The organism is Streptomyces tailanensis, assembly GCF_008386495.1.
GTDB lineage: Bacteria > Actinomycetota > Actinomycetes > Streptomycetales > Streptomycetaceae > Streptomyces > Streptomyces tailanensis.
On record NZ_VTHJ01000064.1, the window covers coordinates 30,919 to 56,856 of the forward strand.

Here is a 25,938-nt window from a genome sequence, read left to right on the forward strand (position 1 = left end):
CTCATGTCGTACGACGTCGAGAAGCCGGACGAGCAATGGCGCGCGGAGCTGAGCCCGGCCGAGTACGCGGTGCTGCGCCAGGCCGGCACGGAGCCCGCCTTCACCGGTGAGTACACGAACACCAAGACCACGGGCGTCTACTCCTGCCGCGCCTGCGGTGCCGAACTCTTCACCTCCGACACGAAGTTCGAGTCGCACTGCGGCTGGCCGAGCTTCTACGATGCACGCAACTCGGATGCGGTGGAACTTGTGTCCGACCGTTCGCACGGGATGGTGCGGACCGAGGTGCGGTGTGCGCGGTGTGGGTCGCATCTGGGTCACGTGTTTGAGGGTGAGGGGTACCCGACGCCCACCGATCAGCGGTACTGCATCAACTCGATCTCGCTGCGGCTGACGCCGGACGAGAAGTGACCGGAGGCCGCTTTTTGTAGTGCCTATGAGTAGCAGTGATGCCCCGCGCGGAGGTTCCGCGCGGGGCATCGGGGGTGTGGTCGCCCACTCTCTCTCGGATCAGTTGGCGTCGGATCCGCGTCCATCGGTGTCTTTGACGAGGTACGGCGCCAACGTCGCGGCCACAACAGAGGACCGTAGATAGGGGGCCACTCGGTGGAAGTCGAAGGGGGCGATGCTGTCCGTGAGATCGAGATCGACTGCCGGGAAGCGCTGCTTGAAGGGGCGAGGGACAGCGACGATGTCCCCGTGATCGGACAGGTTGACCCACCGGCGCACCCCCGTGGGCCGTTCGCCGGTGTCGGCGAGCGGAGCCGGTGACAGGCGGTCGAAGACTCCGTGGCGGAGTGCGAGGGGGGAGCCGAGTGTCAGGAACAGGTCGACTTCGAGTTCCGGGTGGGCGTGGAGGGCCTCGTAGGCCACGACGCTTCCCAGGGAGTGGGCGATGACCACGCGGGCGCCCGTCGAGGAGATGACGCCTGCGACCTCCTCTCGCGCCGCAACGCGGGCAGCGTCGTCCGGCCCGCCGAGATAGCGCGCGACGTCGCGGAAGAACGTGACGATGAACGCGCGGGTAAGGCGGCCGTCGAGGCTCAGACGCTCGGAGATCGCGGAGACGAGTTGCCGGAGCGGAACGGTCAGGCGTCCCTGAGCCGTTGCCGCCGACGGAAGTCTCAGGCCCAGGGACTCGTCCAGCGACTCCACCCAGTGAGTGATGTCCTCGGCCAGGTGGGGATGCTCGCGCTCCAGCTGCTCGAAGTCCTCGGCACCTTGCGCGACGGGCCTGCCGAGGTGGAGATGGTGGGCGTAGTAGGCGTATGTGACAGGGACCTGCTCGGCGGCCGTGCTTAGCCCGGCGGCGAGGTCCTTGGCCCAGACGGCTGAGCGAGCGGTGACGATCTCGGCCGGTGAGGGGGCGGACCGGTAGTGGCCCACGCCGTGTACGGCCACGAAGGCGGTCATCGGATGCTTGTTCCTTGGTCGGGAGTCGGAATCGGGCGTACCTGGAGCCGGTCGTGCGGTGTCATGTGGATGATGTCTGGACCTACCCCGATGTACAGGGCGCCATCGGGGGCGACGGCGATGGCGAAAACGGTGTCCGGGAACCAGAAGACGTCGGCCTGTCTGCCGCTTTTCAGGTCCCACAACCGCAGGGACCGGTCGAGTCCACCGGTGTAGAGGTGCGGGTGTCCGTCGATCAGGACCGGGAGTGCGGCGAAGACGGCACGAGTGTGGCCGGGCAGCGTGAACGTCCGGGTGGCGTCGAGTGCGGTGACGCGAACCTCGCCGCGGTCGTCACCGCTGACGACGTGCGGCTGCCCGTCGAGGTCGACGGCGGCGACGGTGTGGACGGCGACAGGATGCTCGGTGACGAGCTGCGGCAGGGGCGGGCCCAGCAGGCGTGCGGATCGTACGTGACCGGAACGGTAACCGGCCAGGACGTGGGTGGCGGAGGCCGCCAGGCACGTCGCGGCCACGGGAACGGTGACTGTCCTTCCTCCCCATTCTTTGATGGTCCTGGCCTCGGTCGGCGCTAGCAGGACGCGCTCCGGTTCTCCTCTCCACGCCGGGTCCGTCATGTCGACGTCGGGCCAGCGGGACATCCGGTCCAGGTGATCGGCGGTGGCTATCGCGACCTCGCCTCGGTCGGAGGCATAGACGATGTGCCGGGCCCCCTCGACGGTGATGGTGACGATTGCGGTGGCGCCTGGGCCTTCTCCCAGGTCGCGCCGTTCCAGATGCTTCTCGGTCGTGTTCGTGTCCCACAGGGCGACCCCGTCGTGTGCGCACGAGGCGACGATCCGCGGATGTTCGCCGGCTGTCAGGACCGCGATGCCGGTGGCTTGGTCCGGCAACGGGAAGTCCGTGTGGTATAGCAGGGCGATCCGCTGCCCGACCGCACCGTCCACGGTCCACAGAGCCATGCTTCCGTCCTCGCTGCAGGAGACCAGACGTCCGTCGGGAAGCACCGTCAGATCATTGACGGCGTGGGTGTGCCCGGGGTGGCGTTGAGGCACCTCGCCCCTGGCCGCGTCCGAGACACGGACGGTACCGCCGTTGCTCGCGGTGAGGATTCGAGTCCGGTGCGGTTCGGACACGGTCGCGACTCGGGTGATCGCAGTGGTGTGGCTGACAACCTGCCGTGCACTGTTGCTGCCGTCCAGCGGATGCAACTGCGCGACACCGTCCTCGCCCGCGCTGAGGAGGTACATGGATCCGTCCAGCGACGCGGTGGCGAGATCGGAGACGGCGTCGGCATGAGGACGATCCTCGTTGAGGAGTTCGAGGTACTCGTCGCTGCCGACCCACACGATTCCGTCCCGATCACCCGCGACCGGCTCGGGACCGTGTCCCAGATCGAGATAGCGGTAGCACGACAGCCGCTCCCAGTTGGTGTGCGGCAGCTCGACCTCCTCGCCGTGGACGGTCAGGACCTTGACCCAGTTGTCGTAGCAGGCCACGACGCAGTCGCCCCTGCCGTCGACGGAGACGCGGGACAGGTGCCACACATGGCCATTGATGGCGGACAGGTGTGTGGTGGCGAGCGGAGCTCCGGTGGCGAGTTCCCAGTAGCGGATCACCCGGTCCTCGCCCGCGCTGGCCACTGCGGGGACCCCCTCGTAGCGCACGCCCACCATGGACCAGATCGGACCCGTATGGGCCGGGGCGGTCCACACGAGATGTCCTGTGGCCAGGTCCCATCCCCGCAACTCGCCGCTGTCACAGCCAGTCACGGCGAGTTGGCGGCCGTCGGCTCTCCCGGCCACCACGCCTCCCACCGGAGCACCGTGGTCCCCGAGTTCGAGGGTCGTCGTCGCGGAGTCGAGGTCCCATAGCCTGGCCGTTCCGTCCTGACCAGCTGTCAAGGCGTGGGGACGGCCGTACATCTCGAGGGTTGTCAGGTCCCAGATCCTGCCGCGGTGCCCGGTCAGTGTCGTCAGGAGGTTGGTGTGCAGTGACCGGCCGGCGGTCCAGGCGATGTGACGGCCGGTGTCCTGCGTGAGCTCTGCCGCGAGCTGCCATTTCTGGTGCCGGGCCGCGTCGACGGCCAGGATGTCGCGCCGCTGTCCGGGCGGACCGTCGTGGTGGGCTCCGTACGACGTCAGATAGACCGTTCCGTGAGGGCCGTGTTCACTGTGGTAGAGCTCTTGGGCCAGGGGGGCCGGGTCCGCGTGAACCAGGTATTCGCTGTCCTCGAGGAGTTCGTCGAGCCTGCCAGCGAGCGCGCTGTGGCGCGCCGCGTGCCGCAGCAGATACGGCTCGGCGGTCGCCCACCGGCGGCGGCCGGAGCCGCTCGTGCGGCGCACCGTCGTGAGCAGGCGTTCCCAGACCGTGGTCGCGTCCAGGACAGGACGTTCGCGGAGCCGGTCGGCCAGCCCTTGATGGAAGAGCCGGTAGAGCGGAGCGCCTTCACGATCGACGTTGCGGCGTATGTAGAAACGCGCGGCCCGAAGCAGATCGGCGGTGGGTGCCCGGTCCTCCCCGGCCGGACCCGGATCGGGGTTCGCGACCTGGGCGAGAAGGTCCTCCGGCATTCCCGCGCCCTCCGCCCAGGCCAGCGCGGCCAGTAGCGCGTGCAGGCCCGGTCGGGGGTCAAGACGGAGATGGAGGTTGAGGACCGCGTCGAGCGTACGGGGCACCTCACTGCCCAGGCGCTCGGCCTGCTCGGTCGTCGCCGGCGGTGGCATCTGTTCCTGGAGGAGCCTCAGATAGAGTCCGGCGACAAGGAACTCGCCCCACTCGCGTGACCCGTTCAACAAGGTGTCGGCCAGCGCGCCGCCCAGGCTCTCGGCTGTCGCGAGTGAGCACCACGGCGATACGCCGGGGAGCAGCGGCCGCAGCACCCGCAGAACGAACTGGGTCAGGTCCTTGCGCAGTCGCAGGGGCGACACCTTGTCCAGGTCGATCAGCCCATCGCACGCACGGGCCGCCTCGATGAGCGGCCGTGGTGCCGCTTCCGGACGCGTCGCGACGAGCATCCTGCACAGCGGTGCCCCGTCCGACCGCCGAATGGTTGCCAAGGGCAGCAGCACGGCGCTGACCAGATCGGCCGGGTGCTCGGCCTCGTCCACCGCGTCCATGACGAGACAGGGGGGTACGGGCTTTGCTCGCAGTGCCGTGACCAACCGGTCCGTTGTCCACGTCGTCGCGTCGCCGGGAGAACCGAGCTCCCACTGGGTGGCGAGCGAGGTGAGGATCTCCGGGACACCGCGCCGTCGCGCGTGCACGATCGCGAGTTCGTCGGTGGTCTCGTGAATGTCGCCGCCCGATGGCCGCCACAACTGCTCGGTGGTCTCGTGCAGCGCCGGATGCGCGGCGCACACGAAGGTGCCGATCAGCGCGGATTTGCCGACCCCCGGTACGCCGGTGACCACACGTAACGAGGGCCCACGGCCGTCCAACCAGCTTGCCAGCTCACGGAGTTCGTCACTCCGTCCGGTGAAGGACGGAGCGCCGAGGTCGCCGAAGGCGCTGTCCGCACCATGCGCCCGGATCACGAAGTGGCGGGCGTCGGCCACTTCGTCGAGCAGGGTGAACACAGCAGGATCCACCCCGGTGAGCCTGCGCGCGCCGGCCGGTTCGTACTGGGGGTTGGCGAAGAACCTCAGGCGCGACAGGTCTGCACCGAGCGCGGCCAGTGGCTGCTCGACGGATTGAGGATTCAGGGATGTGCTCCGCGATTCCACGTGGAGGGCCACCTCACGGCAGAACCGGGCGATCGGGATGTACGGCACCGATGTGTCGAGCTTCAGGGTCCCGGAGGCGAAGCCGCGAAGCACCTCGTCGACGGCGGTGCTCAGGCGGCCGTCATAGGCGTCCTGCTTCGACTGGCAGGCGGCGAGCACCCAGACACGGCGGCGCTCCGGCCGGACCAGCGACCGCAGGTGCTCGGTCACCACGGCGCCGGAATGGCACAGATCGAGGATGAGCAGAACAGCCGGATCCCCGCTGCCCTCCGTGTCCTGGTTCTCCGCCATGTTGACCCAACGGGCCAGCTCCTCGGTGAGGCGGCCGTCCCCGCCCACCGCCTGGATGCCGTGACCGTTGCGGGTCGGTTCTCCGTGTGCGAGGAGATGGATGACGGTGAAGTCGGCCTCGCTGCTGACGGCCTGAGTCAGGGCGCCGCCCAGCGCGGCGGCGGTGGACGCGGGGTCATGATCGGGCTCCAGGAGGACATAGGCGTACTCCTTCTCCAGTGCCTTGCGCACCCGTTGCGCGCACGGTGCCGCGAAGGTGAGTTGCTGCCACTGTGGGGGTGAGTCGTCGGCGGGGTCCGCGGCAGGTCCTTCGACGCCCACCACCAACGCCTGACGCAGCATGATGCATCCCTCGTCCCCGTGAATTCCCCTGAGTTTGCGATGCATTGTGCCAGTCGGCGGCCGGTGCCGAGCCGGGCTCCAGCAACGGCGGATCATGCCGGCGAGCGGAGGCAGAGTATGACGCAGACCCGCTGAACGGCCTGCCGTCGAGCTGCCCGAGGGGCCTGCCTCCGAGAAGTCCGCTTTGGGCCGGTTCGGTCGCCACTTGAGCCGTCGTAATATGCGTCATACGCTACCGATATGGCGAAGGTGCGGATCAGCATCAGTCTGGAGCGGGCGCAGGCCGAGCGGATCAGGCAGCACGCGGAGCGGCAGGGATGGATGTCTCGGCGTATCTGGTGCATGCCGCGACACGGCAGATGGCCGAGAGTGATGCCATAGAGGAACAGTTCGCCGGGGTGGATGCGCTGATCGCCCGGGCCGAGCGGGAGGCCGGTGAGCTGCCCGACGAGCCCGCCGATACGACGGCGGGGCTGACGGAGCAGGAGCGCCGCAGGGTCGAGGAGGCGCTCGACCTCGTGCGGGGTCGGGACCGGCAGGGGTATCGCCCGGGTCATGCCGCGTGAGCGCACGGGTGCCGGTCTACGACACCGGCATGCTCATCGCGCTCGCCGAGCGCAAGGCCAAGGCGGTCGCGCTCCACGAGGGGGTGCGGGCGGCCCTGCATCGGGCGTTGGTCCTCGGCCCGGTCCTTGCCCAGGTGTGGCGTCCGCGTCCGGCGCTGGTGCACGCGTTGTCCGGGGTGCTGAAGGACTGCGTCGTTCCGCAGGCCCGTACTGCCGAGCCGCCGATGAGGGAGACGAAGGCGGGTCGTCCCGAGTGCCTGGCCTGTACCACGGGCTCCGACCTGGCGGACTGGCGGCGCATCGGCACGGCGTTGGGGCAGGCGGTGCTCCCGGTGAAGAAGCGGCCGGACGCGGTCGATGCCTGGGTGGCCCTCGCGGCGGCCCGGCACGGCAGCGCGGTGGTCTTCGGCAGTGATCCGGACGACCTCCATGCGTACCTGGAGGTTCTGGCGCCTCCGGATGTACATGTGGTCGCAGTTCGACGGCGCCACAGCATGGGGCGGATGGGGCTGGTGGGGAGAGTGAGGCGCGGTTGGCCGTCGTTCTACCTTTGATCTTGCGCAGTGCTCCGCCCTTCAGGGCGGAGGTGAAGCGCATCTCAGAACTGCTCTGGCCTCGGCTGTGGGCACGGATCCGCGCTGTTGACCGGCGCCCACGACGGCCGTCACACGGGGCGCTGCTGGTTGTCGATGTACTGGCTGGCGTACGACGGTCAGCGGCGCCCCGCCGCAGCTTCCGGCGAAGTAGGAGCCGGACCAGAAGTGGCCGCCCCACAGGTAGCGGCGGACGTGAGCGTCGTACTCCTTGCGCAGGTAGCGGGAGGAGACGCCTTTGAGGGAATTGACCAGCTTGGAGAGCTGGACTTTGGGTGGGTAGTGCACGAGCAGGTGGACGTGGTCCTCTTTGCCGTTGAACTGCTTCAGTTCAGCCTCGAAGTCCTCGCAGACCTCTCGCATGATCTCTTCGCAGCGTGTCAGCATCTCGCCTGTCATGGCCCCGCTCCGGTACTTGGTGACGAACACCAAGTGGACATGAAGGTTGTAGACGACGTAACGGCCGGTGCGCACATCGGGATTTGGATTCCAGCGTGGTGACATAGACCGAATGGTACAGTGATCGCGTGGCAACGGAACGTGTGCAGGAGAAGCGGCAGTTCGGGCATCGCGCCCGGCTGGCGCTGCCCCCTGCGCAGGTTCGGCTCATCGACGCCCAGGCGCACGCTGCCCGTACGGCGTGGAACCTCCTGCACGACTGGTGGACGATGTTGCCGAAGGGCAAGCGCACGCTTGCCGCGGCGGACGCCGCGATCCGCCAGGCCCGCAGGGAAATCGACTGGCTTGCGGCCCTTCCCGCCCAGGCCGCCCAGGCGGTGCTGAAGACGTACTTCCAGGCGTGGAGGAACTGCTGGGAGGGGCGGGCCGAAGCGCCGAACTTCAAGGCCCGTTTCCGGTCGGTGATGAGCGTGGACGTCCCGCAGGGCCGCGACCTCCAGATCAAGCGGGTGCACCGCCGCTGGGGCGTGGTCAACATCCCCAAGGTCGGCCGTGTCCGCTTCCGCTGGACCAAAGACCTCCCCATCGGCAAGGCCGCCGACAACGACAACAAGATCACCGGGGCCCGGCTGGTCAAGGACGCACTCGGCTGGCACATCGCCTTCCGCATCCAGACCCTCGTCACCGTGCCCGAACCGCACACCGGTCCCGAGGTCGGCATCGACGCGGGAGTCACCATCCCGCTCGCCCTGTCCGACGGCCATCACCAGGACCACGGCCGGCCCGCCCGCCTCCCGGACGGCACGGCCGACCGGGACAAGTGGCTGAACCCCGACGAGAAGGCCAAGCTGCTCCGGCTGGAGCAGCGGGCCGCGCACCGCAAGAGTTTCCGCAAGCCGGGCCAGGAAACATCCAACCGGCTGAAGCGGACCTACGACCAGATCGCAAGCCTGCGCGCGACAGCCAAGCGCAGGGTGAGTGACTGGCAGCACCAGACCACCACCCACCTCGCCCGCACCTACGGCGTGATCGTGGTGGAAAAACTGGACATCCCGAACATGGTCAAGAGTGCCAGAGGCGCCATCGAGAACCCGGGGAAGAACGTCGCGCAGAAGTCCGGCCTGAACCGCTCCATCAGCCAAGAGGCATGGGGTCGCACCGTGACGATGCTGAGGTACAAGGCCGCCCGCCACGGCGGCACCCTGCACAAGGTTCCCGCCCCCGGCACCTCCCGGCGCTGCTCGATGTGCGGCTTTACCACGCCGGGCAGCCGGGAGTCCCAGGCCGTGTTCGTGTGCAAGAACGAAGGCTGCGGCTGGTCCGGCAACGCCGACCACAACGCCGCGCGGAACGTCTTGCACCTGTACCGGATGGGCCACGCGCTCGTCCCGGCTGCCGGAAGGGCAGTCGTCAGGCGCCCCCGCGGCGTCAAGCCTGCCACCGCAAGGTAGGAGGGAATCTCCCGGCTTCAGCCGGGAGAGCACTTCAAGACCCGAAGAACAGCGACGCGTGACGCGCGGTGGAGCTGATCGAGGACCAGTCGTACGGGATGGTGCGCACCGAGGTGCGGTGCGCCCGGTGCGGATCGCATCTCGGGCATGTCTTCGAGGGGGAGGGGTATCCGACCCCGACCGACCAGCGGTACTGCATCAACAGCATCTCGCTGCGGCTTACCGCCGACGACGCCTGACGATCCATAAGAGCTGCACCGGCCCCGGCCGCATCTCCGGCCGGGTGTACGGCGGTTGCCGGGGTTGACTGCGTGGCTACTGTTTGAAGATGGCAGCAAGGTACGGCATGCGGCCTCTTTGAGTCAGGAAGTCGGGAGTTCGCGGTGTTGACGGGGCAAGTGGATGGAGAAATCCCTCGGTCAGGGCCCGTGGGCCTGACGTGAACGGATTGATCTACTACATATCCGCCGGGATCCTGTGGACGGGCTTCGCGGCCCAGGTGCCCGGCCTGTGGCACGACTGGCGCGATCCGCTCAAACGCGCCCTCTGCGCCGTGATCTTCCTCGCCGGTTGCTGCTTCGCCCTCGGCGCCCCGCCCACCGTCGGCTTCCTCAACAGAGCCATCGGTGTGCCCAACGCCGCGGCGTGCGTCACCTACGGGGCCCTGAACGCGTTCTCCGCCGCCTCCCTCGTCCTGATCGTCCACTGGCGCGGTGCCGACGGTCCGGACCACGTCCGGCGGATCTCGCGCGGCTGGCTGATCACGTACGCGGTGGTGATCGGGGGTCAGGTCGCGCTCTTCGCCGCTGGGGACGCGCCGGTCGAGCGCCGCACGGACTTCGACACCTACTACGCGGACACGCCGTTCGTCCGCGAGATGATCGTCCTCTATCTCCTGGCCCATCTGGCGGCGGCCTCCACCACCACGATCCTGTGCTGGCGCTGGACCCTCCAGATCAGCGGATGGACGCGGCGGGCGCTGGCGGTGCTGGCCCTCGGGTGGCTGTGCACGAGCGCGTACGGGGTCGTCAAGCTGATCGCGGTCGCCGGGCGGTGGGGCGGGCAGCAGTGGGATCCGCTGAGCACGCGGCTCGCGCCGATGCTGGTCACCGTCGGCGCCGCCCTCACGTCGGCCGGGTACATCCTGCCGCTGCTGGGGTCGCGTATCGACAGCCTCGTCGCCTTCCTGCGGCTCGGCCCGCTCTTCCGGCTCGTCGGCTCCCGGAGCGACAAGCGGCACACGGTGCTGTCCTGGCGGTCCCTCGGCAACGTCGAGCTTCGGCTGACCCACCGTACGACGGCCATCCGGGACGGCCTCAGGGACGTGTCCGTGCACTTCGACGAGGGGGTCCGGGAGCGGGCCTACCGCCAGGCGCTGTCCGTCGGTTCCAGTACGGCCGAGGCGGAGGCCATCGGCGACGCCGCGATGGTGGCGGTGGCCGCGCTGTCGGGCGCACGTCGGCGCGCCCCGCGTCTCGACCCGGCCGTCCTGGACAGCGTCGCCCTCGACGCCATCGCCGGATTCACCGGGCCCGGGCCCGTGGCCGGCGGGCAGACCCTGGACACCGGCCAGCCGTCCCTGATCCGGATGTCGCGTGCCGTACGCGCCGCCATCGTCGAGGGCGCGGTACGCGCCGAACGCGCGCACAGCCGGCAGGTGTGACCGGGGGCCGCGGCCCGATCCGGCCGACCGCGCGACCTTCGTCGGCTTTCGTGTGCCGGCGAAGCCTCAGTGCCCGCCGCTCAGGGACGTGAGGACGGCGCGTTCCCCCGGAGTCAGTGGTGGGCCCGACAGGGGTGGAAGGAACGGGCCGAGGGCCGTGGACAGGAGGAGGGACGGGCGTAGGAGGTGGAGGGCGTCCGCCTGGAGGGTGGTGACCTCGCACATCGCGGCCGACACGCGGTACGAGCCGGTGGCGACGCGGGCCATGCGGCCGGTGTAGGCCGACAGCCAACGGTCCGCGAGCGTGGGGGACTTGCCGCGCACGCCGGGGAACCACTGGTCCTGGCCGACGGACATCATCCACGCCGCGTCCACCACCTTCGCGGCCGCCCGCTGCACGCGGCGCGCCAGCCCGGGCGCGACGATGCCCGTCCGGTCGAGTTCGCGGCTGAGCGCACGCGCGCCGAGGGCGGCCACCGACATGCCCTGCCCGTAGACCGGGTTGTAGGTGGCGACGGCGTCGCCGAGCGCGATCAGGCCCTCGGGCCAGCGCTCGGCCTTCTCGAAGTACCGGCGTTCGTTGCGTGTGCTGCGGCTGAGGACGACGTCGCTCAACGGCTCGGCGCCACCGATGAGTTGACCGACGATGGTGTGGCGCAGGCCGAGTGCGAAGCGTACGAAGTCGTCGGGGGCGGCGGTGGGTTCGCCGCCTCGGGTGCCGCCGAGACTGACCAGCCAGCGGCTGCCCTCGATCGGGAGGAGGAGCCCCGACCGGCCGGGCCGGCCGCCGGCCGGGTCGGCGGTGACCTGCGCCGGCGGGAAGGCTTCCGCTCCCTCGGGGGTGCGGTAGAGGCGGCTGGCGTAGACGAGTCCGGCGTCCACGACGTCCTTGGGGATGTCGGTGACGCCGAGTTCGGAGAGCCAGTGCTCGACCCGGGTGCCGCGGCCGCTCGCGTCGACGACGAACTCCGCGCGCAGGTCTTCCCCGCCCCGGCCGTCCTCGATACGGACGCCGGTGACGCGTTCGGCCGTGCCCAGCAGACCGGCGGCCGAGGCGCGGCGGACGCTGATGCGGGTGGTGCTCGTGAGGACGGTGTCGCGTACGGTCCAGTCGATCAGGTCGCGGCTCGCGACGAGCAGGGGATGGCTCTCGGTATGCCGTGAGCGCCGGTACCAGCCCTGCGGGCCCAGCGTCACCAGACCGGAGGTGAGGCCGCGTTCCGTCGCGCCCGCCGCCAGCAGCCGCTTGCGCACCCCGCCGCCGGGCACGAGCTCCTCGATGGCGTCGCGTCCGCTGGGCAGGAGGATGTGGGCGTGGCGGCCCTGCGGGAGGCCCTTGCGGGGGCGGGGCTCGTCCGGGAGCTCGTCGCGCTCCAGCACGATCACTTCGTCGACGGACCTGGCCAGGGCCGCGGCGGCGAGCATGCCGGCCATGCTCGCCCCGATGACGACCGCAGTACGTGACATGGACACCTCTGCTCTCCGTGGGCGCCCTCACCGTACATTCACGTGCCCGGTCGCGACAGAAGATCAACGCAACTGGACTTTGTGCGCCCTGGACGAGCAGGCGGGGGCGTTCGTCAGCTTGTCGCGCGTACCGCGTCGCGGATCACCGCCGCGACCTCCTTGGGGCGGGAGACGGCCACGGCGTGGGAGGCGCCCTCGATCTCGATGACGGTCGAGCCGGCCCGCTTGGCGCCGAAGCGCTGGACGTCGGGGTTGATGGCGTCGTCGGCGTCGGCGACGAGGGCCCAGGAGGGCTTGGCCTTCCAGGCGGCGGTCGCGGCCCTCTCCGTGAACACGGCGGCGAGCGGGCGTTGGGACACCGCCAGGATCCTGGTGACCTCCGCCGGGACGTCCGCGGCGAAGAGGCCCGGGAAGGCGTCCGCCTTGATGGTGACCTCGACGGCGGGGTCGGCGCCCTCGACGGGGTACGTCCAGCGGCCGTGGCCGGCACGGAGAAGTCCGGGCCGGGGTGCACGGCGAGCAGCCGGAAGACGCGGGCCGCCTCGGACGAGACGGCGCCCAGGGACCGGGAGAACACCGCGCCGACGTTCGCGGAGCTGTCGGTCCGGCTGAACGCGTCGAGGCTGCCGTGCGCCGCACGCAGCTCGGCCGCGATCGCCGACAGCGCGAAGCCCGGGTGCGCGGCGGCACGGGCCGCGACACAGGCCAGGGCCAGCGGCAGCCCCGCGCACAGAGCCGCGATCTCGGCCACCGCCCGGTCCTCGCCCACGAGCCGCCCGGCGCCCAGCCGTCGTTCGAGGAACGACCACGCCTGCTCGGCGTCCAGCGGACGCAGGGTCAGCGTGTGGGCGCCGTGCGCGGACACCAGACCGGACAGCTGATGGCGACTGGTGACGATGGTCAGGCAGCCGGGCGTTCCCGGCAGCAGCGGTCGCACCTGGTCGGTGTCGCGCGCGTTGTCCAGCAGGACCAGGAACCGCCGCCCGGCCAACAGGCTCCGGTAGAGCGCCGCTTGGGCGTCGACCCCGTGCGGCACCCGCTCCGGCGGCACTCCCAGCGCGTCCAGGAAGACCCGGACCGCCTCGCCCGCGCCCATCACCGCTCCCGACGGGTCGAACCCCCGGAGATTGACGTAGAGCTGACCGTCGGGGAACCGGTCGGCGATCCGATGGGCCCAGTGCACGGCGAGGGTGGTCTTGCCGATGCCGGCCATGCCGCCGATGGCGCTGATCACCACGGTGTCGGTGGGGCGGTCGACGTCGGTGGGGCGGTCGGCAGGGCGCGGTTCGCCGCCGCCGGCTCCGGCTCCGTCGTCGGTGAGCAGCGCCAGCACCTCGTCCAGCTCGGCGCGGCGGCCGGTGAACGTCGGCAGTTCGTGGGGCAGTTGGGCGGGCGGCGGCATGGAGGCGGGGCTTGGGGAGGAGTACTCCGGGGCGCTGCCGTGCAGGACGGTCCGGTGGGCGTCGCGCAGTTCCGGCCCCGGATCCATGCCCAGCTCGTCGGCGAGTCTGGCGCGGGCGGCCCGGTACGTGTGCAGTGCCTCGGCCTCGCGTCCGGTGGCCGCCAGGGTCAGGATCAGCCTGGCCAGCAGGGGCTCGTCCAACGGATTGTCGGCCGCGGTCTCCTGAAGCACGGGCAGGACCACCCCGGGTACGCCGGCGCGCAGTGCCGCGTCGGCCACCTCCCGTACGGCCGCGAGCCGTTCGTGGTCGACCGCCCCGAACCCCGCCCGCTCCCGGATTTCGGCGGCAAGCCCCGCTCCGACCGGCCCCCGCCACAGGGCCAGGGCCTCGGTGAGGAGCTCCACGACCCGCTCCGGCGACTCGCCCGCGGCGGCGGCCCGCCGCGCCTCGTCCCGCAGGCGACGGAAGCGCAGCAGGTCCAGGGAGTCGCCGTCGGCCACCAGCCGGTACCCGCCCGCGTCCCGTACGAGCCAGCGCCCGACGGCACGGTTGGGCAGCCCCGGCTCGAACAGGCGCCGCAGCGAGCCGATGTGACGCCGGATCACATTCACGGCGCTGTCCGGCGGCCGTCGCCCCCACAGCACATCGACGATCTCACTCACCGTGACCGGCTGCCCCGCCCGCGCCAACAGCAGCGCCAGCAGAGCCCTTTCCTGCGGCCCCCCGAGGGCCGGCTCCACCCCCGCCCGCCGCACCCTGACCGACCCCAGAACCGCGAACCAGACCGGCTCCAGTGCCAATTCGGCCCCCTCATATCTTGTATCTCGTATCTTCTGCGCGCCCCTCCATGACCTTACGTGAGTTCGTTGATTGCCCAGAGTTACGCGCACGGGCTCGCCGATTCCGTCCCCTCCCGGCACTTGACGCCCATGGAAAGCGCTTGCCACACTCGCGGCCCGCTACAGGAAGCGGCCGCCGTGGCACTGCCGTACGGCCCGGTGTCGTACGGAGCCGCGCCACTCCAGGTCATCGGCCCCTTGAACGTGTCGATCGTGAACCGACTCGGTCGAATCGGGTTCGACGACACGTGGGCCGCTCATAGCACCCCCCACACCCCCACAGGAGAAGCCGAGATGGGACGCAGAGCCGCAACTCACCTCACGCCAGGCATCGTTGACCCCGCCCGCCGCAGGCGAGCCCTGGTCACCGCGGCGTGCACCACCGCCCTGCTCACCGGAGCCGCTGTACTGACGGCCCCCGCGAGCGCCGCCCCCGAACCGGCCGCCGCCCCACCCGCGGTCGCGGCGGCGTGTGGCGAGGGCTCGTACCAGGCGGAGGCCGTGCTGAACGGCAGTACCTGGACCGCCCGGCGCGGCAGCAGCGTCACGTACACCGGCACCGACATGCGCGCCGCGATCCAGGCCGCCGTCAACAGCCTGACGTCGGGCCGGACGTCGAAGGAACGGGTCGTGGTGCGCGGCTCGGGCTCCATCAGCGCCGGATCCCGGGTCTCGCTGCCCAGCTACACCGTGCTCGACGTCTGCGGCACGGTCAACGTCACCGGCACCGGATCGGGCGACCAGGCGCCGGTCTACTCCCGCGGCACCCGGGACATCGAGGTCCAGCACCTCAACCTCACCGGCACCCCGCTGTACGGGATCTTCCTGCGCAACGTCCAGAACGTCGTTCTCGGCCAGCTCGACATGCGACTCTCGCGCGGCCTCGGTGTCCGCATCGACAACCGCGGCGACACCAGCCAGTGGACCCGGAACGTCAGGATCGACAACGTGTACGTGTCGGGCGCGAGCAGCCACGCGGTCGAGACGTACGGTGTCGACGGCCTGACCGTAGGCACGGTGACCGCCCGCAACGTCGGCGAGTCCGGCCTGCTCCTCAACCAGACCATCAACGTCACCGTCACCAAGGTCGACGCCGACGGCGCGGGCGCCGGCACCGGCTACGCGGCCTTCCGCATGGCCAACCGCAACGGCCGGGTCGGCAGTTCGTACCCGACCAACATCCGGGTCGGCGAGGTGATCGCACGCGGCGGCGGACGCGGTGTCTTCTGCGTCTCCGAGAGCGGCGGCGCGGTCATCGACCGCATCAACCTCACCAACACCGGCAACAACGCGGTCCTGATCGAGAACTGCTACAACGTGAACCTCGCCGCCCAGAGCGGCACCGTCTCCGGCGGCGGCGAGATCCGCCTCGCGGCCCGCTCGGAGTTCCCCAACAACCGCGACATCACCGTCCAGAACCTGACGGTCACCAACTCCTCCCTCAGGGAGAGCCCCTGCGGCGAGAACACCACCTTCCGCAACAACCGCCTGGTGAACAGCACACAGACCATCTGCTGACGGGTGGCAATTGGCAGATTCGTCTCACCGGAACACCGGGTCCATCTCCGCGAAGCACCGTATATGCGACATATTGCTGGGACGGATCTGCCAATCACCCACCAGCGCCAGGCGCGCCCGGACCCCTGTCCCGGGCGCGCCCGCGTGCACCGCTCAGTACTTCGTCGGCCCCGCTCAGTACTTGGTCGGGAACAGCTGAATGTTGGCCTTGCCGCCCTTGACCGACTTCACCCAGATCTTCAGGTTGTTGAACTTGACGGTGCCGCCGGGGCTGGTGCTGCCGTTCAGGTAGTAGTGGCTCGTCCTGACCGAGAACTTCACGGACCTGGAGCTGACGCTGTCGGTCTTGAACTTGCCGAAGCCGAACTTCTTGCTGTTGACCTTGATGGTCTTGCCCTTCGACACGGTGGTCTTGCACCGGCCGTCGTAGCAGGGTCCGTTGGCGGCGCTCGCGGCCGGGGCCGTCAGGCCGAGCCCCAGCGTGCCCGCCGTCATCAGTGCCATGGCGGTCGTCGCGGTCCTCCGGCGCATGCCCGTGGTCATCAGTTGGACCTCCAGTCCTCTGGGGGATTTCCCGCACGGCTTTTGTAGCCCGCCCCTCACGGGACCCCTCCCGAGGAAACCCCGCCCCTCTGGGTACCGGCGGCCGCTCCCTCACACCCACCCCTGCGGGGGATCTTGACGGCGGTGATGTTACCGGTAACACTGCAAGGAGTACCTGCCATGACGAGGTGGAGTCCCGCGTGCCCGACGCATCGACCGCGCAACAGTTGCACGACCCCCAAGTCGCCCAGGAATCAAGGGTGTTCAGCCCTGCCGCCGTCGTCGCCTCCTGCGTGGGCTTCGTGCTCATCGGTGTGCTCCAGGCGCTCTACGGCCCCGCGATCCCGGCGTTCCGCGAGGAGTTCGGGCTGTCGCCATCGGCCGCCGGACTCGGGCTGAGCGCGCACTTCGTCGGCGGGGTCGCCGGGGTGCTGCTCTTCGACCGGCTCTACGGCCGCATCGGCAACCGGGCGATCCTCGGCGCCTCGTATCTGCTGATGGCCCTCGGCGCGGCCGGCTTCGCGCTCGCGCCGAACTGGCCCGTCGGCCTCGCCGCCGCCCTGCTCGCCGGACTCGGCTTCGGTGGCATCGACTACGGCCTCAACCAGCTCTTCGCCGTCGGCTTCGGCGACCGCTCGACCGCCATGCTGAACATCCTCAACGCCCACTTCGGCATCGGCGCGATCCTCGGCCCCGCCCTGATCGCCACGGTCGGCGCCGAGCACTACCCGGCGGTCTTCCTCGCCTTCGCCGCCGCCAACCTGCCGCTGCTGCTGTGCCTGCGCGGCGTACGCGACCGGGCACCCATGGCCGTGTCCGACACATCCGACGCCTCCGGCGCCCAGAGCGGCGGGTCGTCGGCCCGCGGTCGCAGCCTGACCTCCGTGCTCGCCGTGTTCGTCATCCTCTATGTGCTGCACGTGGGCATCGAGGCAGGGGTCGGCGGCTGGGAGCCCACCCACCTGGAGACGGTCGGGTACGGCGCCGGGGCCGCCGCCACGGCCACGTCCGTGTACTGGCTGATGATGACCGTCGGCCGCTTCCTGGTCGCCCCCATCGCCCTGCGATACTCGGCCCGGACGATCATCGCCGTGTCCTGTGCGGGCATGACCGTCTGTCTGCTGCTCGCCTCGGTCCCCTGGCTCGCCCCGTACGCGTACGCCGGTGTCGGGCTCTTCATCGCCCCGATCTTCCCCACCGGCCTGCCCTGGCTGAACGCGGCCGCACCCCGGGCCCGCCGCGCCGGAGCGCTCGTCATCGCCGCGTCCATGGTCGGGGGAGTGGCCGCCGGCCCCGCGCTCGGCAAGGCCATCGAGTGGTCCGGCGTCCGCGCGGTGCCGCTGCTGCTGTGCGCGGTCTCGGCGCTGTGCCTGCTGGCCACGCTGTGGCTGATCCGCGCGACCCGCTCCGACTCCGACCAACCTTCCGCACCCGCCCGTTGAGTCGTATCGACCGAAGGGACCCCCCCTTGCCCACCCCCGCCCTCACCACCTCCTCCGACGGTTTCCTGCTCCACGGTGAGCCCTTCCGGATCATCTCCGGCGCGATGCACTACTTCCGGATCCACCCCGACCTGTGGGCCGACCGGCTGGGCAAGGCCCGGCTGATGGGTCTGAACACCGTGGAGACGTACGTCCCCTGGAACCTCCACCAGCCCGATCCGGACAGCCCCCTCGTCCTCGACGGCCTGCTCGACCTGCCCCGCTATCTGGGCCTCGCCCGGGACGAGGGCCTGCACGTCCTGCTGCGCCCCGGCCCGTACATCTGCGCCGAGTGGGACGGCGGCGGTCTGCCCTCCTGGCTCACCACGGACCCCGACATCCGGCTCCGCTCCAGCGACCTCCGCTTCACCGGCGCCCTCGACCGCTACCTCGACATCCTGCTGCCCCCGCTGCTGCCGCACATGGCCGCGAACGGCGGATCGGTCATCGCCGTGCAGGTGGAGAACGAGTACGGGGCGTACGGCGACGACACCGCGTATCTCAAGCATGTGCACCAGGCGCTGCGTTCGCGTGGTGTCGAGGAGTTGCTGTTCACCTGTGACCAGGCGGGGTCGGGCCACCATCTGGCGGCCGGGAGCCTGCCCGGGGTCCTGTCCACCGCCACCTTCGGCGGCAGGATCGAGGAATCCCTGGCGGCGCTGCGGGCCCACCAGCCGGAAGGACCGCTGATGTGCTCGGAGTTCTGGATCGGCTGGTTCGACCACTGGGGCGAGGAGCACCACGTACGGGACGCGGCGAACGCCGCCGCCGACCTCGACAAGCTCCTGGCCGCCGGCGCCTCCGTCAACATCTACATGTTCCACGGCGGCACCAACTTCGGCTTCACCAACGGCGCCAACCACGACCAGTGCTACGCGCCCATCGTCACCTCCTACGACTACGACGCCGCCCTCACCGAGTCCGGCGACCCCGGCCCGAAATACCACGCCTTCCGCGAGGTGATCGCCCGCCACGCCCCGGTGCCGGAGGAGCCGGTCCCGGCGCCCATGCCCAAACTGTCGGGCATCACCGTCGAGTTGGACCGCCGGGCGCCCCTCCTGCCGTACGCGACGAGCACGAGCACCACCGAGCCGGTCGCACACACCGAACACCCCGTCACGATGGAGGAGTTGGGGCAGCGCTCCGGATACGTCCTGTACCGCACCACCCTCCCCGAAGCGGGCGACGGCCTCCTCCACTTCGCCGGGGGTGTCGGCGACCGCGCCCAGGTCTTCGTGGACGGCGCCCCCGTCGGCGTACTGGAACGCGAACGCCACGACGAGACCCTGCCCCTGCGCGTCCCGCGGCCCGGCGCCACGCTGGAGGTGCTGGTCGAGAACATGGGCGGCGTCAACTACGGCCCCCGCATCGGCGCCCCCAAGGGCCTGCTCGGCCCGGTCACCTTCAACGGCACCGCCCTGCACGGCTGGGACACCCACCGGCTGCCCCTGGCCGACCTGTCCGCCGTCCCGTTCGCCCCGGCCGACCCGGCCCCGGTCAACGTGCCCGCCTTCCACCACGGCACCTTCGACGTCGACACCCCCGCCGACACCTTCCTCTCCCTGCCCGGCTGGACCAAGGGCCAGGCCTGGATCAACGGCTTCCACCTCGGCCGCTACTGGAACCGGGGCCCGCAGCGCACCCTGTACGTCCCCGCCCCCGTCCTGCGCCCCGGCGCCAACGACCTGATCCTGCTGGAACTCAACGCCACGACCAGCGCCCGCGCCGAGCTCACGGACACGCCGGACCTGGGCCCGGTGAAGCCCTGATGGCAGCCCCGTACCGCTTGCGCGTCCCGGAACCCCGCCGCGCCGTCACTGAGCGGGCATCTGCCCTTCGCCGACGCCCCGGGCGTGCCCGACCCCATCGAGGTCAACAGCCGCTGGCTGACCCGGGGCGGCCGACCGTTTGGTTCCCGTCTCCGGCGAGCTCCACTACACCGTTCCTAGCGTTGTTGGCCGGTGTAGGCCGAATCAACGCGCTGGTTGCACCCCGAACGGTCTTGAGTGCGGGGAACAGCACGAGCTGGTCACTTCGGCTCCAGCAGGTCTTGCCGCCCTCGTGGGGTGTGCCTGTGGTCCTAGGGGGCCTGGGCACACATGCGGTCTGGCCGGTAGCTCTCCGCTGTCCGATCCTCCGGTCGGAAGCGGTCACACCTGGCCGACGCCGGATTTGTTGTCCCAGGCCGCGTCTGCCGATTGCCACCGCGGCCGCGTGATGCCGGGTGACAGTGGTCTTTGGTTGATTGTCGAGGGGTGCTCGCCAATGTAGGGCGCCCCAGCGTGAGGTGTAGGCCGGGTCCACGGCGACCACGACCAGCCCTCGGTGGTAGGCCATGCCGCGCAGCCGATCCCGGAACTCGCGGTCGGGATACCGGCCACCGTGCGGCGGAAGACCTTGCCGCGTCGGCCACGTCCCATCGTTTCCCGGCCCGTCTGCCGCGCGTCGGTGAAGCCCAGGTTCTCGACCGCGATCCCGGCGCAGTCGTGTGTCCTGGCGATCCCGATCAGCGAGGTGACAGCGGCCCGCAGTCTGCCGTCACGCCGCGATGCGCTCCCGGTCAACTCCAGCGGCACCGTGATGGGTTCGCCGACCGGATTGCCGTGCGGATCGAGCACATGTGCGGCGGTGGGGGTCCCCCCCCCGCGCGAGCGAAGCCGAGCGTGGGGGAGATCGGCGTTCAGATCGACCGCGAGCATGCGGCCGCCTGCCGCCCGGATCTCCTGCGGAGACGGCACCATGGCCTTCGCTGACGACCACGAAGCCTCGAGGTACCAGCGGCCGCGTATCGGGTCGTGCACGATGTCGTAGCGGACGGCCTGGTTCGCGCAGGCGCGGTCGAGCCACTCCTGCCTGCGGTGATGGAAAGTGACGGTGCAGGCCAGCCGGTAGCGGCCGCGTGGTGCGTTCGCGAGATGCCTGAGTGATTCGGGAAGCACGATCGTCACGCCGCCGTCCGCCGGGTCCACCGTGATGGTGTAGTTCCCGTGCGGGGCCCCGGACTCGCCGTCAGCAGTGAGGAACAGCCTGGCCGCGTCCCACCGCTTGCGCCAGTGCTCGGCCGTGAGCTGGGCGTCGGCCAGGTTGTGCCGTGTCTTCGCCAGACGGCGGCCTCCCACCACGACGGACGGCCGTCCTTCGGCGATGTGCTGCTCGACCACGGCAAGACGGGCTTTGAGTGCTTGGAGGCGGCGATGCTTCTGGAAGCGTTCGCCCCGGTCCTGGTAGCCGCGTACGCGGCCGGTACGCTGCCCGCACGGCACCGCGAGGCGACGGGCGATCTTCTCGATGGCGTGGCGGAGTGCGGCACGCTCGTCGTACAGGCATCGCATGCTGAGCTGGTATTGGTCCTCACTGGCGCGGGTCATCGCCCCTGCCCAGCGCGACGACGACACCGCCGTCAGCTTCTTCTTCCGCTCGGCCCGCCGGTTGTCCTTCATCGGTACCGGGCCGATCGCAACGCGCTCAGCGAGATCCACCCGCTGATGACGGCCGAGGTGCTGCCCGACCAGGGTGAGGACCTTCTCGTCCGTTACATCGACACGCAGCCGGTCCCGGATCCGAGCACCCGAGGGTGCGGCCACGGTGAACGGGGGCGCGATCGTGCGTAACGCACGCTTCCTCCCGTGCTGACGGGCCACTGGCCCCCCTCTCCAGTTCATTGCGAACTCAGCTGCCATCAGCGATCACGCGTTCCCGGTACGTGCGGGATCCTGGTAACCGGCCCTCGTTCACTCTGACGGGGGACGCGTGAGCGCGCCGTGACAACAACCAGACAGCAGTTGCCGACCGGTCATGTACTGCTCGCCGAGCCCTCCCACGCCGCCCGGCCTATCCTGTGGCCCTGCCAGGTGGAACAGGACCGCCGGGACGATTCTGAAGGAAGCAGCCGCCATGCCCGGAAGTGCCACGAACGGCACCACGGCCGGACGTACCGGAGGAAGCAGGTCGACCACCGGCAGCCGCAGCCGCCGGAACTTCGCCGGCTCCCGCCCGGTGATGGACGACGTCGCCCGCCTGGCCGGTGTGTCCAAGCAGACTGTCTCCCGGGTGCTCAACGACAACCCGGCGGTGCGGGCGGAGACCCGGGAGGCCGTGTTGGAGGCGATGCGGACGCTCGGCTACCGGCCGAGCCGGAGCGCGCGTTCGCTGGCCAGTGGGCGGACGCGGATGCTCGGGGTGATCTCCTTCGACGCGGCGCGTTACGGCCCCGCCTCCACCCTCACCGCGATCAACACAGCGGCCCAGGAGGCGGGCTACCTGGTGAGTTCCATCGCCCTCGACACGGCGGACCGGGACACGGTCGTCGAGGCCGTGGACCGGCTCTCGGCCGAGGGCGCGGACGGGATCATCGCCATCGCCCCCCAGCGCCCGGTCGCCACCGCACTCGCCCAGGCCCGCCCCGACACCCCCCTGGTGATGATGGACAACGGCCTGGGCGACGGCACGCCCGTCGTCTCCTCGGACTTCCGGGCGGGGGCGCGGCTGGCCACGGAGCATCTGCTGCGTCTCGGGCATCCCACCGTCTGGCACATCGCAGGCCCCACCGGCTGGACCTCCGCCGACCGCCGCGCCGCGAGCTGGCGCGAGACCCTCACCGACGCCGGCGCACCCCTCCACGAACCCCTCGTCGGCGACTGGAGCGCCGACTCCGGCTACGAACTGGGCCGGCGGCTCGCGGCCGACCCGGACGTCACCGCCGTCTTCGTCTCCAACGACCAGATGGCCCTCGGCCTGCTGCGCGCCCTGCACGAGGCCGGCCGCCGGGTGCCGGACGACGTCAGCGTGGTCGGCTACGACGACATTCCGGAGGCCGCGCATCTGCTGCCGCCGCTGACGACGGTCCGGACCGACTTCTCCGAGATCGGAACGCGGTCGCTGCGCTTGCTTGTGGCGCAGTTGGACGACCCGGGGGGTACGGGTGACTCTCTGTCGAAGGACGCGATCATCCCTGTTGAGCTCATCGTTCGTGACAGTACGGGGCCGGTGCGGTAGTTCGTGCGCCGTTGGGGGTGCCGAGATGGGGGTTCGGGCGTCTGCGGCTGTGTCGTGGCTGGTCGCGCCCACGCGGCGGAGCCGCACATCGACACAGCCCCGCGCCCCTTACGGGGCGCCCCCTGGCCCGGCGCCGAGTGGTTGACGGGCGCCGGGCCAAAGGAGAAGTCGTCCTACGTCACGGCTTTCTTGCGATCGCTCCGTACATCGCGATGTCCTCGTCGCGGATGTTCTGCTCGCCCGTGCCGTCCGGGTGCCACTTGTGGACCTGGACGATGCCGGGCTCGACGAGTTCCAGGCCCTCGAAGAACTCGTGGGCCTCGTCGATCGTGCGCAGCCGCATCGGCATGTCGCGGGCCGCGTACTCGCGGGCGACCCGGCCAACCTCCTCCGGGGCGAACTCGGCGGTGCCGATGGTCATCGCCAGGTAGCTGCCGGAGGGGAGGGGTTCGAGGAGGCGGCGGACGATGCCGACCGCGTCGTCCTCGTCCAGGACGAAGTGGACGATCGCGATCACGGTCAGCGCGACCGGCTTGCCCAGGTCGAGCGTGTCCCGGAACTCGGCCGAGCCGAGGATGGCCTCCGGGTCCTGGAAGTCGGCCTCGATGTACGCCGTCTTCCCCTCCGGCGTGCTGGACAGCAGGCCCTGGGAGAGGGTGAGGACGATCGGGTCGTTGTCGACGTAGACGACCCGGGACTCCGGCGCCACCGACTGGGCGATCTCGTGGAGGTTGGGGGAGGTCGGGATGCCGGTGCCGATGTCCAGGAACTGGCGCATCCCGCCCTTCTCGGCGAGCCAGCGCACGGCACGGTTCATCCAGTCGCGGTTGGCGCGCATGTGGACCGGCAGGGCCGGCCACTCCTGCGCCATCGCGTCACCGGCCTCCTTGTCGGCCGGGTAGTAGTCCTTGCCGCCGAGGATGTAGTCGTAGATGCGCGCGGAGTGCGCGTGCTCGGTGTCGATCCGGTCGGCCGGCCATCCGTTGTCGGGCAAAGCCGCCCCTCCCATCAAGTCGTCTGTCCAGGTGCACGGTCGGATAAAGCCAGGGGTTCAGAAATCGGGAACCCGGGGTTCAAGCAGGGTGGTACGTCAACGAGGCGTGGCAGCAAGGGAGTCAGAGCAGGAAGTCGGCTTCGCCCGCCTTCACGCCGGTCAGAAAGCTGGTCATCTCACGGTGGGTGAAGAGCAGCGCGGGGCCGTCGGGATCGGTGGACTGGCGTACGGCGACCCGGCCGTCGGCGAGCTTCTTCACCTCCACGCAGGCACCGCCCGCGTCGTCGCTCCACGGCCGGCGCCAGTCCTGGGCGCCGAGGTCACGGGCGGGCATGCCGTTGCGGACGTCGTTGTGTACTCCGTTGGATATGTGGTGGTGCACGTCAGAGCTCCTTGCGTATCGCACCGAGGAGAGCCTCGGTCTTGCGGGCGGGCGCCGACTGGGCGCCCAACCGGTCCAGGGCCTCGCGGTAGACGACGACGTCGTCCCCCTTGTCGAGGTACACGGCACCCACCAGACCGTTGAGGTAGACGATGTCCGGCAATTCGGGTGCCCTGAACCGGAAGAGATGGAACGCACCGGCCCGCATCGCCGGATGCGGGCCGTTGTGAAAGGGCATGAGCTGGACCGTCACATGCGGCAGCCGGTTCTGCTCGATCAGATGGTCGATCTGTGCGCGCATCACGTCCGGTCCGCCGACCGGCCACCTGAGCACCGTCTCGTCCATGACGACCCAGAGCCGCGGCGGCTGCTCACGGGTGAGGAGCTCCTGGCGCCGCATGCGCAGTGCCACCCGGCGTTCGGTGTCCTCGGTCGCCGCGTGCGGGTTGCCGGCGCTGAGCAGGGCGCGCGCGTACTCCTCGGTCTGGAGCAGGCCGTGCACGAACTGCGGCTCGTACGCGCGGATCTGGAGCGCCGCCTGCTCCAGGCTGAGGTAGGCGGCGAACCAGTCGGGCAGGACGTCGCGGTAGGTGTGCCACCAGCCACGTTTGTTGGCCTCGCGGACCGACTTGAGGAAGGTCTCGATCTCCTGCTGGTCACGGACGCCGTAGACCTGGAGCAGTTTCTCGACATCCGGCAGGCGGAGCCGGGCGACCTTGGCGGCCTCCATCCGGCGGATCGTGGAGTGGCTCACCCCGATCGCCTCGCCCGCCTGCTCGAAGGTGAGCCCGGCGCGGGTGCGCAGCTCCTCCAGCTGTCTGCCGAGGATCATGCGCAGCACGGAGGGGGCACCGCCCCAGTCGGTCTCCGCGGCCACGCCCACCTCCCCTCCTCGCACGAGTCAGAGGTCCTGCCGAACGTCCTCGTGCCGCTTGCGCGCTTTGTTGCATGCCCTGCGCGTTGTTGAGCGAGTCGCTTCGAGATCGCAGTCTCGCACGATCTTGGCGAGAACGGAGGCATCCTGCGTCCGACGAATTGCAAATTTCAACTTGCCGGTTGCGAGGTGTTGTTGGCGGATGCCACAGTGGACGTACCGTCACGGCTTCGGCGAACGCTGAGGCCGCGCGGCCAGGTTGGGGGAGATGTGACCGCAACTCAGCGCTGTTCGCCGCGAGTTGCACGACGCTCGCGGCGAATGGCGAGACGGCCCTGGCACCGGCCACCACCGGTGCGAAGAGCCCACGAAAGGCATACGGCGATGGCTCCGCCCACTCTCCCCCAGTCGTCGGCCCGGCCGGCGCCGGCCATGTGTCCACCCCTCGCCCCGGTGGCGTACGAACCGTACAGAGCGGGCGTGTTCGGGCTGCCCGCGGTGCCCGCGTCGGCGGGCGAGGCGCGCAGAACCGTATGCGAGTTGCTCGGCGAGTGGGGGGTGGGCGCGGAGACCCGTGAGGACGCCCTCCTCATCACGTCCGAGCTGGTCACCAACGCGCTGACGCACACGACGAGCGAATGGATCGTGTGCCGGCTGCACATGACAGGGCAGCGGCTCCGCATCGAGGTCGAGGACCAGCACAGCGGCCACGAACTGCCCGCCCGGCGCCGACCGGGACCCGACGACCAGAACGGGCGAGGGCTCATGCTGGTCGGCATGCTCAGCAGCGACTGGGGGGTCAAGGACACCCCACAACGGTCCGGTCGCATCGTCTGGGCAGAACTGCCGTCGGAGGGCGGGCCCCCCGCCGAACCCGTCCCTCCGACGGCCCACACCAACACCGAGCCCCAACTCGCCGACCCTTCTTGGACCTAGAAGGCTCATGAAGATCTTGGGTTCTGGCCCTGCCGCGTCAGCGGCAGGGCCAGACTCGTCATG

General features: G+C 70.2%; 19 protein-coding genes and 2 pseudogenes. 11 read left to right on the forward strand and 10 right to left on the reverse strand.

The window, feature by feature from the left end:
* Positions 1-3: 3 nt before the first annotated feature.
* Positions 4-411, forward strand: coding sequence for a peptide-methionine (R)-S-oxide reductase MsrB (gene msrB, locus F3T56_RS37090; protein WP_149829827.1), 408 nt, complete (start codon positions 4-6; stop codon positions 409-411).
* A gap of 99 nt (positions 412-510) precedes the next feature.
* On the opposite strand, the gene F3T56_RS37095 is transcribed toward msrB, so the two are convergent.
* Together F3T56_RS37095 and F3T56_RS37100 are read right to left on the reverse strand one after the other, a co-directional pair.
* Positions 511-1,413 carry a hypothetical protein gene (locus F3T56_RS37095; protein ID WP_149829828.1) on the reverse strand — a complete coding sequence of 301 codons (903 nt, stop codon included), beginning with the start codon at positions 1,411-1,413 and terminating at the stop codon, positions 511-513.
* Positions 1,410-5,771, reverse strand: a complete 4,362-nt coding sequence (locus F3T56_RS37100; RefSeq protein WP_149829830.1) for an AAA family ATPase — start codon at positions 5,769-5,771, stop codon at positions 1,410-1,412. Before F3T56_RS37100 ends, F3T56_RS37095 begins: the two co-directional genes overlap by 4 nt.
* 317 nt (positions 5,772-6,088) lie before the next feature.
* Here F3T56_RS37100 and F3T56_RS37105 point away from each other — a divergent pair, with 317 nt between their 5' ends.
* On the forward strand, positions 6,089-6,337 hold the full coding sequence (locus F3T56_RS37105) for a hypothetical protein (RefSeq protein ID WP_246204266.1): 249 nt from the start codon (positions 6,089-6,091) through the stop codon (positions 6,335-6,337).
* Positions 6,334-6,891 (forward strand): hypothetical protein, encoded by a 558-nt coding sequence (locus F3T56_RS37110; protein ID WP_246204263.1) that lies wholly within the window; start codon positions 6,334-6,336, stop codon positions 6,889-6,891. The genes F3T56_RS37105 and F3T56_RS37110 overlap by 4 nt, the downstream gene beginning before the upstream one ends.
* A gap of 129 nt (positions 6,892-7,020) precedes the next feature.
* Here F3T56_RS37110 and tnpA read toward each other — a convergent pair.
* Positions 7,021-7,434: pseudogene (gene tnpA, locus F3T56_RS37115) on the reverse strand (IS200/IS605 family transposase); the annotation flags it as partial.
* A 23-nt stretch (positions 7,435-7,457) separates the two neighbouring features.
* Here tnpA and F3T56_RS37120 point away from each other — a divergent pair.
* The 3 genes and pseudogenes from F3T56_RS37120 (at position 7,458) to F3T56_RS37130 (ending at position 10,443) form a co-directional block, all read left to right on the forward strand.
* Positions 7,458-8,780, forward strand: a complete 1,323-nt coding sequence (locus F3T56_RS37120) for an RNA-guided endonuclease InsQ/TnpB family protein (protein WP_281291949.1) — start codon at positions 7,458-7,460, stop codon at positions 8,778-8,780.
* A 65-nt stretch (positions 8,781-8,845) separates the two neighbouring features.
* Positions 8,846-9,019: pseudogene (locus tag F3T56_RS37125) on the forward strand (peptide-methionine (R)-S-oxide reductase); the annotation flags it as partial.
* 200 nt (positions 9,020-9,219) lie between these two features.
* Complete coding sequence (locus F3T56_RS37130; protein ID WP_149829832.1) at positions 9,220-10,443, forward strand: MAB_1171c family putative transporter; 1,224 nt, start codon at positions 9,220-9,222, stop codon at positions 10,441-10,443.
* Between the two features lie 66 nt (positions 10,444-10,509).
* Here F3T56_RS37130 and F3T56_RS37135 read toward each other — a convergent pair whose 3' ends face one another.
* Together F3T56_RS37135 and F3T56_RS37145 are read right to left on the reverse strand one after the other, a co-directional pair.
* Positions 10,510-11,910: an NAD(P)/FAD-dependent oxidoreductase gene (locus F3T56_RS37135; RefSeq protein ID WP_149829833.1), complete on the reverse strand. Its 1,401-nt coding sequence runs from the start codon at positions 11,908-11,910 to the stop codon at positions 10,510-10,512.
* A gap of 142 nt (positions 11,911-12,052) precedes the next feature.
* Positions 12,053-14,113, reverse strand: coding sequence for an AfsR/SARP family transcriptional regulator (locus F3T56_RS37145; protein ID WP_342787034.1), 2,061 nt, complete (start codon positions 14,111-14,113; stop codon positions 12,053-12,055).
* A 333-nt stretch (positions 14,114-14,446) separates the two neighbouring features.
* Here F3T56_RS37145 and F3T56_RS37150 point away from each other — a divergent pair, with 333 nt between their 5' ends.
* Positions 14,447-15,670 (forward strand): hypothetical protein, encoded by a 1,224-nt coding sequence (locus F3T56_RS37150; RefSeq protein ID WP_149829834.1) that lies wholly within the window; start codon positions 14,447-14,449, stop codon positions 15,668-15,670.
* A 174-nt stretch (positions 15,671-15,844) separates the two neighbouring features.
* Here F3T56_RS37150 and F3T56_RS37155 read toward each other — a convergent pair whose 3' ends face one another.
* Positions 15,845-16,213, reverse strand: coding sequence for a hypothetical protein (locus F3T56_RS37155; protein WP_149829836.1), 369 nt, complete (start codon positions 16,211-16,213; stop codon positions 15,845-15,847).
* Positions 16,214-16,413: 200 nt separating this feature from the next.
* On the opposite strand from F3T56_RS37155, the gene F3T56_RS37160 reads away from it, so the two are divergent.
* Positions 16,414-17,655, forward strand: a complete 1,242-nt coding sequence (locus F3T56_RS37160; protein ID WP_246204264.1) for an MFS transporter — start codon at positions 16,414-16,416, stop codon at positions 17,653-17,655.
* A gap of 26 nt (positions 17,656-17,681) precedes the next feature.
* On the forward strand, positions 17,682-19,463 hold the full coding sequence (locus F3T56_RS37165; protein ID WP_149829837.1) for a glycoside hydrolase family 35 protein: 1,782 nt from the start codon (positions 17,682-17,684) through the stop codon (positions 19,461-19,463).
* A 381-nt stretch (positions 19,464-19,844) separates the two neighbouring features.
* Here F3T56_RS37165 and F3T56_RS37170 read toward each other — a convergent pair whose 3' ends face one another.
* Positions 19,845-21,335: a hypothetical protein gene (locus F3T56_RS37170; RefSeq protein WP_216373053.1), complete on the reverse strand. Its 1,491-nt coding sequence runs from the start codon at positions 21,333-21,335 to the stop codon at positions 19,845-19,847.
* Between the two features lie 253 nt (positions 21,336-21,588).
* On the opposite strand from F3T56_RS37170, the gene F3T56_RS37175 reads away from it, so the two are divergent.
* Positions 21,589-22,689, forward strand: a complete 1,101-nt coding sequence (locus tag F3T56_RS37175; protein WP_425473709.1) for a LacI family DNA-binding transcriptional regulator — start codon at positions 21,589-21,591, stop codon at positions 22,687-22,689.
* Positions 22,690-22,867: 178 nt separating this feature from the next.
* On the opposite strand, the gene F3T56_RS37180 is transcribed toward F3T56_RS37175, so the two are convergent.
* The 3 genes from F3T56_RS37180 to F3T56_RS37190 all read right to left on the reverse strand — a co-directional run bounded on the left by F3T56_RS37180 (position 22,868) and on the right by F3T56_RS37190 (position 24,942).
* Complete coding sequence (locus F3T56_RS37180; RefSeq protein ID WP_149829839.1) at positions 22,868-23,683, reverse strand: SAM-dependent methyltransferase; 816 nt, start codon at positions 23,681-23,683, stop codon at positions 22,868-22,870.
* Between the two features lie 121 nt (positions 23,684-23,804).
* Positions 23,805-24,065, reverse strand: coding sequence for a DUF397 domain-containing protein (locus F3T56_RS37185; protein WP_149829840.1), 261 nt, complete (start codon positions 24,063-24,065; stop codon positions 23,805-23,807).
* 1 nt (position 24,066) lies between these two features.
* Positions 24,067-24,942, reverse strand: a complete 876-nt coding sequence (locus F3T56_RS37190) for a helix-turn-helix domain-containing protein (RefSeq protein ID WP_149829842.1) — start codon at positions 24,940-24,942, stop codon at positions 24,067-24,069.
* Between the two features lie 477 nt (positions 24,943-25,419).
* Between F3T56_RS37190 and F3T56_RS37195 the strand changes: the two genes are divergently transcribed.
* Complete coding sequence (locus F3T56_RS37195) at positions 25,420-25,875, forward strand: ATP-binding protein (RefSeq protein WP_149829843.1); 456 nt, start codon at positions 25,420-25,422, stop codon at positions 25,873-25,875.
* Positions 25,876-25,938: the final 63 nt, after the last annotated feature.